The sequence below is a fragment of the Formosa sp. L2A11 genome, assembly GCF_009796865.1.
Classification (GTDB): domain Bacteria; phylum Bacteroidota; class Bacteroidia; order Flavobacteriales; family Flavobacteriaceae; genus Formosa.
The window spans coordinates 2,172,931-2,186,950 of sequence record NZ_CP047028.1; the positions used below are offsets into that span (position 1 = coordinate 2,172,931).

Annotated in this window: 11 protein-coding genes and 1 pseudogene; 2 read left to right on the forward strand and 10 right to left on the reverse strand. The window is 32.1% G+C overall.

Annotated features, from left to right (window positions below):
- Positions 1-13: 13 nt before the first annotated feature.
- The 5 genes from GQR95_RS09445 to tpx all read right to left on the reverse strand — a co-directional run bounded on the left by GQR95_RS09445 (position 14) and on the right by tpx (position 6,039).
- Complete coding sequence (locus GQR95_RS09445) at positions 14-1,999, reverse strand: LptF/LptG family permease (protein ID WP_159022936.1); 1,986 nt, start codon at positions 1,997-1,999, stop codon at positions 14-16.
- 7 nt (positions 2,000-2,006) lie between these two features.
- Positions 2,007-2,648, reverse strand: coding sequence for an outer membrane lipoprotein carrier protein LolA (locus tag GQR95_RS09450; RefSeq protein ID WP_233265902.1), 642 nt, complete (start codon positions 2,646-2,648; stop codon positions 2,007-2,009).
- Position 2,649: 1 nt separating this feature from the next.
- Positions 2,650-5,106: a DNA translocase FtsK gene (locus GQR95_RS09455; protein ID WP_159022938.1), complete on the reverse strand. Its 2,457-nt coding sequence runs from the start codon at positions 5,104-5,106 to the stop codon at positions 2,650-2,652.
- A 65-nt stretch (positions 5,107-5,171) separates the two neighbouring features.
- Positions 5,172-5,540 (reverse strand): diacylglycerol kinase, encoded by a 369-nt coding sequence (locus tag GQR95_RS09460; RefSeq protein ID WP_159022939.1) that lies wholly within the window; start codon positions 5,538-5,540, stop codon positions 5,172-5,174.
- Complete coding sequence (tpx, locus tag GQR95_RS09465) at positions 5,533-6,039, reverse strand: thiol peroxidase (protein ID WP_159022940.1); 507 nt, start codon at positions 6,037-6,039, stop codon at positions 5,533-5,535. The genes GQR95_RS09460 and tpx overlap by 8 nt, the downstream gene beginning before the upstream one ends.
- A gap of 233 nt (positions 6,040-6,272) precedes the next feature.
- Here tpx and GQR95_RS09470 point away from each other — a divergent pair, with 233 nt between their 5' ends.
- On the forward strand, positions 6,273-6,851 hold the full coding sequence (locus GQR95_RS09470; protein WP_159022941.1) for a fasciclin domain-containing protein: 579 nt from the start codon (positions 6,273-6,275) through the stop codon (positions 6,849-6,851).
- A 268-nt stretch (positions 6,852-7,119) separates the two neighbouring features.
- Here GQR95_RS09470 and katG read toward each other — a convergent pair whose 3' ends face one another.
- Complete coding sequence (gene katG / locus GQR95_RS09475) at positions 7,120-9,423, reverse strand: catalase/peroxidase HPI (RefSeq protein WP_159022942.1); 2,304 nt, start codon at positions 9,421-9,423, stop codon at positions 7,120-7,122.
- Positions 9,424-10,142: 719 nt separating this feature from the next.
- Between katG and GQR95_RS16745 the strand changes: the two are divergent.
- Positions 10,143-10,619, forward strand: a pseudogene (locus tag GQR95_RS16745) (porin family protein).
- A gap of 91 nt (positions 10,620-10,710) precedes the next feature.
- On the opposite strand, the gene GQR95_RS09490 reads toward GQR95_RS16745, so the two are convergent.
- The 4 genes from GQR95_RS09490 to nhaC all read right to left on the reverse strand — a co-directional run bounded on the left by GQR95_RS09490 (position 10,711) and on the right by nhaC (position 13,588).
- Positions 10,711-10,968 carry a hypothetical protein gene (locus GQR95_RS09490; protein ID WP_159022945.1) on the reverse strand — a complete coding sequence of 86 codons (258 nt, stop codon included), beginning with the start codon at positions 10,966-10,968 and terminating at the stop codon, positions 10,711-10,713.
- Entirely contained in the window at positions 10,949-11,263 is a 315-nt protein-coding gene (locus GQR95_RS09495; protein WP_159022946.1) for a co-chaperone YbbN, read from the reverse strand. The genes GQR95_RS09490 and GQR95_RS09495 overlap by 20 nt, the downstream gene beginning before the upstream one ends.
- 62 nt (positions 11,264-11,325) lie before the next feature.
- Complete coding sequence (locus GQR95_RS09500; protein WP_159022947.1) at positions 11,326-11,964, reverse strand: peroxiredoxin; 639 nt, start codon at positions 11,962-11,964, stop codon at positions 11,326-11,328.
- Positions 11,965-12,103: 139 nt separating this feature from the next.
- Positions 12,104-13,588 carry a Na+/H+ antiporter NhaC gene (nhaC, locus tag GQR95_RS09505; RefSeq protein WP_159022948.1) on the reverse strand — a complete coding sequence of 495 codons (1,485 nt, stop codon included), beginning with the start codon at positions 13,586-13,588 and terminating at the stop codon, positions 12,104-12,106.
- Between the last annotated feature and the right edge of the window lie 432 nt (positions 13,589-14,020).

Consider the following 14,020-nt stretch of genomic DNA (forward strand, 5'->3'; position numbering starts at 1 on the left):
AAAGATATTGCTTTTAGTTTAAATGTTGTATCGCATTTCTACTTAAGTCTTCCTTTGTTTTGTATTTAAAAAAGGCATGAGCTATCGGGTAGATTATAAATCCTAAAATTATAAAGAGTGTGTTGTACTTTTTACTTTTCTGATTTAAATGTTTTTTTAAAGCGATTAAATTGAATTGCTGAGTGATGTAGTAAATAATAAACACAACCAACGAAATAATACTTAATTGTATACAAGTAGTGGCTGCTGCTGCCATTTTATTATTTCTTAAGATGAAAAATAAAACAAGAAGGACAATACCAATACTATTGAAAATTAAAGCGATTTTTGAGTAAATATTTAAACGTGTAACCAAGTTTCTTGAAATCTCGAAGTTCTCGTCGATATGGATTCCTTTTTTTCTTAGGTCTTCTAAATTTAAATTACGTTCTTCTAAAGTGTATAATGCTTCAATTTTACCTGATTCATGATAATTATAAGTTGTAGGATCTTTTATAATGTTTAAAAGTTTGTCTTCCTTATAACGTTTAAAATCACTAAAATCTCTATTTAGTCCGTCAGCAAATACTTCGTCTGAATTATTATTTATATGAAGTAATTTTTTTAGTGGAATTAAAATATGATCAAACTCTAATAATCCTTTATCTGCTGTTGCTCGACGTGTTAAAAACACACCTAACGGAAGCATAATTAAAGTTGAAAACCAAGTTGCTAAAACAGGATTGAAAGTTCCATCTTTAGCACTGTTTTTGGCAAAAATTCCAATAAAGTGATATGTTAAGAATAGTAAAATTGCTATAATCATGGGTAACCCTAAACCACCTTTTCTAATTAATGCACCTAAAGGAGCGCCTACAAAAAAGAGTATGATACAGGCAAATCCTAAAGATAATTTTTCATGTAAAGCAATAACGTGTTTGTTTAACCAAGCCGATTTTGTTTTAAAAGATCTTTCGTTATTATGAAGAATTTGCTTTGTACTTGCAGAACTGTTTATAGATAACTCTACAATTTGTAGTTGTTTGTCATTATCGTATAAATCTAAAATATTCCCAGTGTAAATTGTGTCTTTTAAAGGTTTTAAACTAATCTCTAAATTCTTAATGCTATACCGGTTATAGACGTTATGAGAGAGTTTATCATAATCCTTTTCTCGTTCAAAAGCCAAAGAGTCTATCGTGTAATTTAAACCAGAAATATTTAACATAGAATACTTACTATCTACATTTTTATCGTCTAAATCTACATTGTCTAATTGCGATAAATCTGTATTAATAGTATACACATCGAAGGCACTTTTTGTAAATGGTCTGCGGCGTCTTTCTTTAGATTTTTTAGGCGGAGTATCGTCATAATAATATCCATCCTTTAAAATTAATTTTAAAATATCAGAATTTTCCTGACCTACTAATTCACCTTCTTTAGCAACAATAGTCGTATAGTTTCCTAAACCCGTATTTGGTTTTTTATGAATAATAATATCATGCAAATACTGGCCTTTATCTCCTGTCTTTTTTTCTACTTTTATATTTAATGTAGCAACATCGTTAAATTGTCCTTCTACAATAACCATTGCAGGTTTTAATTTAGCTATATTTTTCCGGAGGTTATAGGAGTGATATTCTCCCCAGGGAATTACATTATTTGAAAAGAAAAAGGTTACAATTCCTAAAATAACAATAAAAACACTTAGTCCTGCCATGGCGCGTTGTAATGAAATCCCTGTAGATTTCATAGCGGCAAATTCATAGTTTTCGGCAAAATTTCCGAACACCATTATGGAAGATAATAAGATGGTTAGTGGTAATACTAAAGGAATTAATTTAGGCGAATAGTATAATAAAAACTTTAAAATAATAACAACATCTAGATCTTTACCAGCCAACTCTTTTATAAAAAGCCAAATAGTTTGCAATACAAAAATCATCATTAGTATTATAAATACACTAAGAAATGATTTTAGGTATGTGGTTATAATGTATCGGTCTAGAATTTTCAAGTATAGCCTAGTTTAATTTGTTAATGTAGTAGTTTTTATACTTGTTTTTATCGAAAGAAAATAACGCTTTAGATAAGGTTTGGTTAGTCTCAAAAGATGTTACAGTAAGCGTTGTTTGCGTACCATTATTGCCAACTTCTATTAAATTGTATATGTGTTTAGTTTGTGGGTCTATACCTAATAACACATGGTCTGTTTCAGAATTAGAATCTTTTGGAGTTAATTTAATAAACTGAATTTTACGTCCTTTTATATTTTTTTCTTCACCCATTTTGTATGTGTAACCGTCTGTGTAAAAAGAGAGCATTTTACTAGGAGTAATGCTACTATCATCGTCCGGATCTTCTTTAGAAATGGTTACTTCCTCATCTTCTGGATTAATACTGTATAATGTAGTACCATTGTATATTCTGGTAATGCCTAAGATATTTAATACATATTTATCACCTTGCATAACCACATCTCCGCGTGTTTCTTGATTGATATTTTCTGCAGAATTATGAAGTACATATTTAAAATCTAATGAAATATTATCATAAGATTTTACTTTTGTAGATACTTGATCTAATAATGCTTTCGCTTTTGCGTCGTTCTGGCTAAACCCTAAAAGGGTGAAACATAATGTAAGTGAAAGTAAAAATGTTTTCATTCTAATTGTTCTTTTCATTTTCTAATAATTGTTCTAACGCAATAAAATCTTGAACTAATACTTGTCGGGCTTTACTACCTTCAAAAGGACCAACAATACCTGCTGCTTCTAATTGATCTATTAATCGCCCAGCACGATTGTAACCTAATTTTAATTTACGTTGTAATAATGATGCAGACCCTTGTTGTGCCGTAACAATAACCTCGGCTGCGTCTTTAAATAATTTATCTCTGTCGGAGATATCAATATCAAGATTTGTGCCACCTTCTTCACCAACGTATTCTGGTAATAGGTAAGCGTCTGGATATGCTTTTTGTCCGCCAATAAATTCAGTAATTTTTTCTACTTCGGGTGTGTCTACAAACGCACATTGTATACGCACTAAATCATTACCTTGTGTGTATAGCATGTCTCCGCGACCAATAAGCTGATCTGCTCCTGAACCATCTAAAATGGTACGTGAATCTATTTTAGAGGTTACTCTAAAGGCTATTCTGGCAGGGAAATTGGCTTTAATAATACCTGTAATTACGTTAACTGAAGGACGTTGTGTTGCAATAATTAAGTGAATACCAATGGCACGTGCTAATTGTGCTAAACGTGCAATAGGTGTTTCTACTTCCTTACCAGCAGTCATAATTAAATCGGCAAACTCATCTACAACCAAAACTATATATGGTAAAAAATGATGACCGTCGTTCGGATTTAATTTACGTGCTTTAAATTTTGTATTATATTCTTTAAGGTTACGGCACATGGCATTTTTAAGCATGTCGTAACGGTTATCCATTTCAATACAAAGTGAATTAAGTGTATTAATTACTTTGGTGTTATCAGTAATAATAGCTTCTTCGCTATCAGGTAGTTTAGCTAAATAATGACGCTCAATTTTATTGAACAACGTTAATTCTACCTTTTTAGGATCAACGAGTACGAACTTAACTTCTGCAGGATGTTTCTTATATAATAAGGACGTTAATACGGCATTAAGTCCAACAGATTTACCTTGACCAGTTGCACCCGCCATAAGCATGTGGGGCATTTTAGCTAAATCTACCACAAAGGTTTCGTTACTAATAGTTTTACCTAAAGCAATAGGTAACTCCATTTCAGATTTTTGGAATTTTTGTGAAGCAATAACAGAACGCATCGATACAATTGTCGAGTTTTCATTTGGTACTTCAATACCAATGGTTCCTTTTCCAGGAATTGGCGCAATAATACGTATTCCTAAAGCAGAAAGAGATAATGCAATATCGTCTTCTAAATTTTTAATTTTTGAAATACGAACACCTGCTTCCGGTACAATCTCGTAAAGTGTTACGGTTGGTCCTATGGTTGCTTTAATGCTTGCAATTCCTATTTTATAATTGCTAAGCGTATCAACAATTTTATTTTTATTATTTTCTAATTCTTCTTGATTAATGGTAATTCCTTCAGAATCGTATTTTTTAAGTAAATCTAGCGGAGGAAACTTGTAGCTCCCTAATTCTAGAGTAGGATCGAACGGTCCAAAATCTGCAACTAATTTGTTAGATAAATTATCTGTTTCAGAAATTTCTTCTTCAATTTTTTCTACTTCAATACCTATATCTACAGTGTCTTCTATGGTTTCTTCTTGTGGTGCTTCAACTTCAAAAGTACTTTTAGGAACTTCTTTTACTGGTTTTGGTTTAGAAATAGGTTCAAACTCTACAACTGGAGTTGGTTCTGGTTCTGGAGTTATTGGTTCTGCTTTTGGTTTTTCTTTTTCTCTTTTAGGAGTAATATGAGCAGATTTTATAGCTTCTGCTTCTTCTGTTAAGTTATTATCGAAAGCAAAACTGTCTTCGTCTGTATTCGACTTTAATTCGTCCGAGATATTCTTTCTAGCCGATTTAAATAGAGCTATAAAACTGTGAATTGTAACCTTAAAGCGTATTGCTAGGTAGACTATTAGCCCGAAGAATAAAAGTAAAGACACACCTAGAACACCAATGTAATCTTGTAAAAAGGTATTGGTTTCAAAACCTACAGTTCCGCCTAATATAGAATGGTTTTCTCCGAAAAATCCGAAAAACATAGAAATCCAGATGGTAAGATATAATCCCCAAAACCAATGACGTCTTAATTTTGCACGATTAATATCTAAAAGCACATGTAATCCAGAGCGTATAAGTAGTCCTGCAAAAATAAAAGCAGCAATACCAAAACCGCGATATATAAAAATATCGCTAAGATATGCACCTAATTTTTTTACCCAGTTTTCTGCTTCTACAGTTCGTGTAGAAAATTCATTTAAAATGCTTTGATCGGCTTTCCCTGTAAAGAAATAAGATAAAAATGCGGTACCCAAAATTACGCCAAGAATGATAAGAAAACTTCCAAAAATTAGCTTTTGTTGGTTCGTTAATTTCAGACTTGGTTTTTTAAATTTAGAAGTACTCGGTTGTTTTGTTTTTGGGTTTTTTTTAGCCATCAACGCGCTATTGTTTATTTGAGCAAAAATACAAATAACTAACGTTTATCCTAAGGGTATAGTATTTAAAATACTTTTGGAATATAAATAATAAAACCAACGATAGTTGCAGCAATAGCAGCAATGAAAACGGCTCCTGCAGAGATGTCTTTTATAAATCCTATTTTAGGATGATGTTCTGGATGTATAAAATCTGCAATAGCTTCTACTGCTGTGTTTAACCCTTCTGCTGTCATTATAATACCAATGGCTAATGTTTGTGCCATCCATTCTGTTGCAGATATATTATAATAAAATCCAGCAACAGTTACGCAAAGTGCAATAACAAACTGGATTTTAATACTCGATTCTGTTTTTAAGAGTAGGATAGCGCCTTTATACGCATATCCTACACTTTTAATTCTATTTACTAGAAACGATTCTTTTTTAGCCATTTTTTATAACGTCTAAAGCCGCTTTGTAATTTGGTTCGTCTACTATTTCAGAAACTTGTTCTGTATATTTTACTTCTCCTTTTTCATCTATAACAACTACACAACGAGAATGTAAAGCTTCTAAAGGACCCGTTGTAAAATCTAAACCGTAAGCTTTTCCAAAACTACCATCTTTAAAATCTGATAAAGAAATTACATTTTCTAAACCTTCTGCACCACAAAAACGGGCTTGAGCGAAAGGTAAATCGCGAGAAATACAAAGTACTTTTGTGTTTTCTAATTCGCTAACTTCTTTATTAAATTCTCTAACAGACTGTGCACAAGTACCAGTATCTACACTAGGGAAAATGTTTAAGATAACTTTGCTTCCTTCAAAATCTTTTAAAGACTTTGAGCCTAGCTCTATAGTTGTTAATGTGAAATCTGGAGCTTTTGTTCCAACTTTTGGTAATTCTCCTGAAGTATTTATTGCGTTTCCTTTTAAGGTTACTGTTGCCATATTTATGATTTTTTGATTACTGGTTAAAATTAATAATAATTAGGTGCTTTTACTATTAGTTTCTTTTTTTTTTGATTTTTAGTAGTTTGTTTAATTGGCTTATAGTTAAGTATTTAATCTCTTTGTCTCGTTAATATATTGTTAAGACGAATAAAAAGTAAAAACCGACATCCTTTAAAATTCGTTAATAGTACAGAAACAATAAAAATAACAATTTCAAAAAAATTAAAATTATGAACACATTAAAATTATTAAAATCAGCATTATTTACTGTTGCAATTTTTACTTCTATTAGTGGATTTTCTCAAGATAAAATGATGAAAGATAAAATCGTTATGGTTGGTGGTGCAAAAATGTATGCTTCTAAAAACATTATTGAAAATGCCGTTAACTCTAAAGATCATACTACGTTAGTTGCTGCGGTAAAAGCTGCAGATTTAGTAGAGGTATTATCTGGAGAAGGCCCTTTTACTGTATTTGCTCCAACAAACGAAGCCTTTGATAAATTACCAGAAGGAACGGTACAGACTTTATTAATGCCAGAAAATAAAATGAAATTACAAGCAGTATTAACGTACCATGTTGTTGCAGGAAAATGGAATGCTAAAGATCTTTTAAAGTTGATTAAAAAAGGAAAAGGTAAAGCTGAAATTAAAACAGTAAGTGGCGGTACAATTACGGCTTGGTTAAAAGGTGAAGCTGTTTATATTACAGATGAAAACGGAAACTCTGCTAAAGTAACAATTGCAGATGTAAACCAATCTAATGGTGTTATTCATGTTATTGATACTGTATTATTACCAAAAGCTTAATATTCTATATTTTTTAAGCGCATACCTTTTGTAATTATTCAAAGGGAGTTGATTAGGGATTGATTAAAGTTGGTTAGTAAGAGTCACTTCATTTAGAAGTGGCTCTTTTTTTTTATACTAATTTTGCAGAGTTTGTTTAAGTTTTACTATGTTTTATTAAAAGTATTTTAAATAATTCTTGCAATACAAAGAAGAGTTGTAGTAAAAAAAAAGAGGCTTCAATTTAAATTGAAGCCTCTTATATATAATATATTATGAGTTGTCGATTTTATTTTAAATCGAATCTATCTGCATTCATTACTTTAGTCCATGCTTTTACAAAGTCGGTTACAAATCTTTCTTTGCTATCGTCTTGTGCATATACTTCAGAATAAGAACGTAAAATAGAGTTAGATCCAAATACTAAATCCATACGTGTTGCAGTCCATTTTACAGTTCCTGTTTTGCGGTCGCGAATTTCGTACAAACCATTTTCTGTAGGTTTCCAAGTATTACCCATATCTGTTAGGTTTACAAAGAAATCGTTAGTTAATGCTCCAACTTTATCTGTAAATACACCATGTTTAGTATTGTCGTAATTAGTACCTAACATTCTCATTCCTCCAACAAGTACTGTCATTTCTGGTGCTGTTAAGCCCATTAATTGTGTACGGTCTAACATTAATTCTTCTGGACTTACTACGTAATCTTTTTTACTGTAGTTACGGTATCCATCAGCTAAAGGCTCTAAAGGTTCAAAAGATTCTGCATCTGTCATTTCGTCTGTAGCATCACCTCGTCCTGGAGAAAAAGGAACAACAGTATCGAAACCAGCTGCTTTTGCTGCTTGTTCAATTCCTACATTACCGGCTAAAACAATAGTATCTGCAATGCTAATACCAAATTCTGCGGCAATAGGTTCTAAAATAGATAACACATAAGATAAACGTTTTGGTTCGTTTCCTTCCCAGTCTTTTTGTGGTGCTAAGCGAATACGCGCTCCGTTTGCTCCACCACGCATGTCAGATCCACGGTATGTACGAGCACTATCCCAAGCTGTATTTACCATTTCAGAAATTGATAATCCTGATGCGGCAATTTTTGCTTTAACAGCTTCTACATCATAACCTGTAGTTCCTGCTGGAATTGGGTCTTGCCAAATTAAATCTTCTTGAGGGACGTCTGTTCCAAAGTAATTAGCCTTTGGCCCCATATCTCTATGTGTTAATTTAAACCATGCACGAGCGAAAGTTTCTGAGAAATACTCTTGATCGTTCATGAATTTTAAAGAGATTTCTCTGTAAATAGGGTCTACTTTCATAGCCATATCTGCATCGGTCATCATTGGGTTAAGACGTGTCGTATTATCTTCTACATCTACAGGTTTGTCTTCATCTTTAATGCTAACAGGCTCCCATTGTAAAGCACCGGCAGGACTTTTAACAGATTCCCATTCGTGATTAAATAACATTTCAAAGAAACCACCATCCCATTTTGTTGGGTTTGTTGTCCATGCACCTTCCAAACCGCTTGTTACTGTATAGCGTCCTTTTCCAGATTTATTAGGATTACTCCATCCCATACCTTGCTCTTCTACGCCAGCAGCTTCTGGTTCTGGACCTAAAACACTTGCATCTCCATTACCATGTGTTTTTCCTACAGTATGTCCTCCAGCAGTTAAAGCTACAGTTTCTTCATCGTTCATGGCCATACGAGCAAAAGTTTCACGTATATGTGCAGCCGTTTTTAACGGATCTTGTTTTCCGTTAACACCTTCTGGATTTACATAAATTAACCCCATTTGTACAGCGGCTAAAGGATTTTCCATAGTAGAAGGTTTATCTACATTATCGTAACGCTCGTCACTTGGTGCTAACCATTCTTTTTCTGATCCCCAATAAGTATCTGTTTCAGGGTTCCAAATATCTTCACGTCCAAAGGCAAAACCATAAGTATTTAAGCCCATATCTGCATAAGCAATAGTACCAGCAAGCACAATTAAATCTGCCCAACTTACTTTATTTCCATATTTTTTCTTGATAGGCCAAAGTAATCTTCTGGCTTTATCTAAACTCACGTTATCTGGCCAAGAGTTTAAAGGTGCAAAACGTTGGTTTCCTGTTCCTCCGCCACCACGTCCGTCAGATGTACGGTAAGATCCTGCCGAGTGCCATGATAAACGAATCATTAATCCGCCATAGTGTCCCCAATCTGCAGGCCACCAATCTTGACTATCAGTCATTAAGGCGTGCATATCCTTTTTTAGAGCGTCAATATCTAATTTTTTAAGTTCTTCATGATAATCGAAATCTTGACCTAATGGGTTTGTCTTCGTGTCATGCTGATGTAAAATATCAAGGTTAAGTGCATTTGGCCACCAATCCATAACAGAATCTTTGCTTGATGTATTTCCACCGTGCATTACAGGACATTTACCTCCAGATGCTCCATGACTGCTTGAGTGTTCATGGTTTTCTTCTGAAATAGGTTCTGTTTTATCTTGGTGCTGTTGTTGTTGCTGCTGTTGTTGCTGTTGGTGATGTGGGCATTGACTAATGTCGCCAGATGAGTTTGTGTTTTTATCGTTTTCCATATCTAAAAAAGTTTAAGGATTTTTTGTATTTGCTATGATTCAAATATACCCTAGTTGTTGTTTATAAAATGAAAGTTTTAATTTTCATATTCTATTTAACTATAAGGATAATTGATAGATTTGTTTTTAGGTATAATTAATATTTATTTTATTGTGTTTATAAAAATAAATCAAATAATTGATAAATTCTAAGTATTTGAGTTAAAAATGCACTAATTTCTTACTTAAATGTTTGTTTTGTTTAGTGGATTAACTTTTAAAGTTGTTTTAGTAAAAATATATGTGATTTGTTGTTTACTATTTTACAAAATATTAATGACTTCAAAAAAAGGAAAGCTAAAACTTATCAATTACATAACCTTAGAGATTTAATGTCTTTGATTGAAATTATTTTTAGCTGTCTAAATTTTTATAGAATTATGCTAGATTAAAAAAACAAGTAGAGTATAGATGAATTATTTTAAGTTAGAATACTCAGGTTGTTAAAATAGAGAAGTACTATTTTGTCTTAAATAATTATCTTTTTTCTGAAAACAGAATTAAAACTGTGTTAGGTTTATTATTAGTACTTAAAATGATGCTTTATACTTATAATTAATTGAATTACAGTCTGTTTTGTTAAAATAGGTTAAGAATGTTAAAGCTGTTTTAAAATGTGTTTTTGGAGCTGTAAAAGTTTTTGATTTGTTAATGTAAATGCTCAAGTGACTAAATTTGGTGTGAAAACGGGATTGAATTTTGCAGATGTTAGCGGAGATCAGGTTGATGGTTTCGAAACTGTTACAGTATTCCATTTTGGAGTTATGGCAGAATTTATAATTTCTGATAAATTTTCTTTTCAACCTGAATTACTTTATTCTGGTCAGGGCTATAGTGAAGATTATTAAGATTCTGATAGTGTTGAATTGAATTATTTAAACCTGCCCTTAATGGGAAAATATTATTTAATTAAAGGTTTAAGTTTAGAGGCAGGACCTCAAGTAGGGGTGTTGCTTTCGGGAGATTATGAAGGCGTAGATGTTAAAGACAGTTTTATGGATATGGATTTAAGTTTAAATGCAGGGATTGGTTATAAATTAAATAACGGTCTTAATTTTACGGCAAGATATAATTTTGGATTAACAAATATTGGTGTTTCAGAAGACTCTAAAGTTAAAAATGGGGTTGCTCAAATTTCTGTAGGTTACTTCTTCTAGAATACTGCTATTAAGTAATGTGTTAACTATAGAATAAAAAAAATCCACATCAGAATGAAGTGGATTTTTTAATAATATAATTTTTCTTTTTCTATTTATCTATAGCGCCTAAAACACGTTTCATAAAACCGTTTAAAGCTTCTTTTTTAGGAGTACCATTTTTAATCATAGTATTCACTTCTATGGCACCGTACATGTTAGAGATTAATTCACCAATAACATCTAATTCTTCATCTTTTAGAGAAGGCACTTCTGTTAATGCTTCTAGCGTCTCGATGGTTTCATTTACAAAATCTTCATCGTTTTCCTCAATAAATTGAGTAAGGTGTTTAATTACTGGTAACTTCATCGACTAATTCTTTTAAAACGTCAAACTTATTAGTTTGTACTTGGTTAACAAAAGCTCCTTTTTTAAAGGTTGCAAAAGTAGGTAAGTTGTCTACGTTTGCTAATTTTCTTGATTCAGCAAATTTTTCAGCATCAGCAATAATGAATGTTACATTTTCATTTTCTTTAGCTAATTTTTTAAATTTTGGTTTCATAATTTTACAATTACCACACCAACTTGCTGCATATTGTACAACTACTGTATCATTTGAAGATACAATGTCTTGTAAATTGTCTTGTTCTAATTCTTGTACCATAATAGATAATTTTTAGTTTACCACCCTTTAACGAAAAAGGATGGTAGATTGTGTTTTGTTAATTAGTGAGAAGCTAAGTAGCTAGAAACACCATCTCTGTTAGCGTTCATTGCATCTTTTCCTTCTTCCCAGTTTGCAGGACAAACTTCACCAAATTTTTGTACGTGAGTTAAAGCATCTACGATACGTAAGTATTCATCAACATTTCTTCCTAAAGGCATGTTGTTAATGCTTTCGTGTTGTACAACACCATCTTCATCTATAATGTAAGTTGCTCTATAAGTTACGTTATCACCATCTACAGTTACAACTCCAGTTTCTTCGTTGTAAGTTTCGTTAGTAACATCTAAAATACCTAATGTAGAGGCTAAGTTTCTATTTGTATCTGCTAAAATTGGGTAAGTAACACCTTCAATTCCACCGTTATCTTTTTCTACGTTTAACCATGCAAAGTGTACTTCAGGAGTATCACAAGATGCACCAATTACAATTGTATTTCTTTTTTCAAATTCTGCTGCTGCAGCTTGAAATGCGTGTAATTCTGTTGGACATACAAAAGTGAAATCTTTTGGGTACCAAAATAAAACTACTTTTTTCTTGTTTTTTACCGCTTCTTCAAGAACGTTTACTTTAAAAGTATCGCCCATTTCGTTCATTGCGTCAACGTTTAAATCTGGAAATTTTTTACCTACAAATGCCATGTTATATATATTTAATATTGTTAATTTTTACACTACAAATATACGGTACAATATGTATTTATAGTGTGAACAAAATTTTAAATATTTATACCAATATAGCTTTTGTTTATAATGAAATGAAATAGGCTATAACGATGTGTTATTTGTCTTTTAATTGTTTGATTTTTATTTTAAAGGCAGCAAAAACTAAAGTGGTAAACGGACTTAAATAATTGAAGAATGCGTAACCGGCGTAATGCCAGGTGTCTACTCCTAAAACGCTACTTTGGTAGGCTCCACAAGTGTTCCAAGGTACTAAAACAGAGGTTACAGTACCTGCATCTTCTAAGGTTCTACTCAGGTTTTCTGGAGCTAATCCTTTGTCTTCAAAGGCTTTTTTATACATTCTACCAGGAATAACAATTGCTAAGTATTGGTCACTTGCAATAGCGTTTAATCCGATACAGCTAATTACAGTACTAGCGAATAATCCGAATACAGAATCGAATAATTGTAATACAGCTTTACTTATTCTAGCAAGTGCTCCAATGGCATCCATAATACCACCAAAAACCATAGCACAAATAATTAACCAAATGGTACCTAACATACCATACATTCCGCCTGAAGAGAATAAATCATTTAAATCTTTACTATTTGTAGCTACAGAGGTATCTACTGTAATAGCAGTCATTATTCCTTTATATGCTGTAAGAAAGTTAAGTTCTGTTGCGCCTGTAATTTGTTTAACAATTTCAGGTTGAAATATAAGTGCAAATACACCACCTAATAATGTACCTACTAATAAAGCAGGTAATGGGGGTGTTTTTTTTATAATTAAGAAAATAACTAATGCAGGAACTAAAAATAGCCAAGGAGAAATATTAAAAGCACTATCTATAGAGGCTAACATTGCAGAGGTATCTGTTGTTCCATGTACATCTAAAGACAAGCTAATAATTATAAAAAGGACTAGTGTTACAACTAATGTTGGTATGGTTGTATATGTCATGTATTTTATATGAGAGAACAATTCTCCTCCAGCCATAGCAGGAGCTAGGTTTGTGGTGTCGCTTAAAGGTGACATTTTATCTCCAAAATATGCTCCAGAGATAACGGCTCCAGCAGTCATACCATGGTCAATACCTAAAGCATTTCCAATACCAACTAAAGCAATACCAACTGTAGCAGAAGTTGTCCAGCTACTTCCTGTAGCAACAGAAATAATAGAACAAATAACAACACATGCAGGAAGGAAAATAGACGGACTTAATATTTGTAAGCCATAATAAATCATAGATGGAATAATACCACTTATAAGCCAAGTTCCGGCTAAAGAGCCTACAAATAAAAGTATAAGTAGTGCACCAGCAGTAGATTTAATATTTTCGGCAACTTCTTCAAGCATTTGATCGTAAGATACCTTGTTAAAAAATCCAACTATGGCAGCAACTGCAGCGCCAAGTAGTAAAACAAATTGATTACTTCCGCTTAAGGCATCGTCACCAAAAGCATATTTTACGTTAAAAAATAACATAATAACTAAAGCCAAAACTGGGATTAGTGCTTCCCAAATGCTTAATTCTCTGTTCTCTACAATGGGGTCTTCTTTAGGTGTTTTAGGCTTTATATCTTGGCTTTCCATGCGCAATTATTAGGTTAAAAATAAAAATTGTATAGTTCTGTAATGTTACGATTTTACACGCTTATGTGCAAATACAGATTCAGATAAACATATTTTACAAAAAAAAGGGTGTAAAAAAACACTTCTTTTAAAAAGAAGTGTTTTTGGAAGTGTAAAAGTTGTTTTTTTATTATAAAAACTTACAATTATACTATGTATTCTTCTCTTGGTTTTTAGATATGTTCTGTATATCCTAATGAAGGGACATTATAGTCGTATTAAACTTATATTTATTTTTGTTTTACGTTTTAATTTATGAGGATTTCAATACAGAAAAATATCTGTTTTATAAGAAGTTTGGTGTTTTTATTATAAGATACCGTAGTGTTTAAAAACAGCTATACATTTTAATAATTTATTAAGAGTTATAGTTTCTAAACCATTCTAAAATTC

What these genes read in the sequence shown, in the direction of transcription:
- tpx (WP_159022940.1), bottom strand. Translation starts at nt 6,039, where the DNA reads ATGGCAACAGTAACCTTAAAAGGAAACGCAATAAATACTTCAGGAGAA.
- GQR95_RS09470 (WP_159022941.1), top strand. Translation starts at nt 6,273, where the DNA reads ATGAACACATTAAAATTATTAAAATCAGCATTATTTACTGTTGCAATT.
- GQR95_RS09490 (WP_159022945.1), bottom strand. Translation starts at nt 10,968, where the DNA reads ATGAAGTTACCAGTAATTAAACACCTTACTCAATTTATTGAGGAAAAC.
- katG (WP_159022942.1), bottom strand. Translation starts at nt 9,423, where the DNA reads ATGGAAAACGATAAAAACACAAACTCATCTGGCGACATTAGTCAATGC.
- GQR95_RS09495 (WP_159022946.1), bottom strand. Translation starts at nt 11,263, where the DNA reads ATGGTACAAGAATTAGAACAAGACAATTTACAAGACATTGTATCTTCA.
- GQR95_RS09500 (WP_159022947.1), bottom strand. Translation starts at nt 11,964, where the DNA reads ATGGCATTTGTAGGTAAAAAATTTCCAGATTTAAACGTTGACGCAATG.
- GQR95_RS09460 (WP_159022939.1), bottom strand. Translation starts at nt 5,540, where the DNA reads ATGGCTAAAAAAGAATCGTTTCTAGTAAATAGAATTAAAAGTGTAGGA.
- GQR95_RS09455 (WP_159022938.1), bottom strand. Translation starts at nt 5,106, where the DNA reads ATGGCTAAAAAAAACCCAAAAACAAAACAACCGAGTACTTCTAAATTT.
- nhaC (WP_159022948.1), bottom strand. Translation starts at nt 13,588, where the DNA reads ATGGAAAGCCAAGATATAAAGCCTAAAACACCTAAAGAAGACCCCATT.
- GQR95_RS09450 (WP_233265902.1), bottom strand. Translation starts at nt 2,648, where the DNA reads ATGAAAACATTTTTACTTTCACTTACATTATGTTTCACCCTTTTAGGG.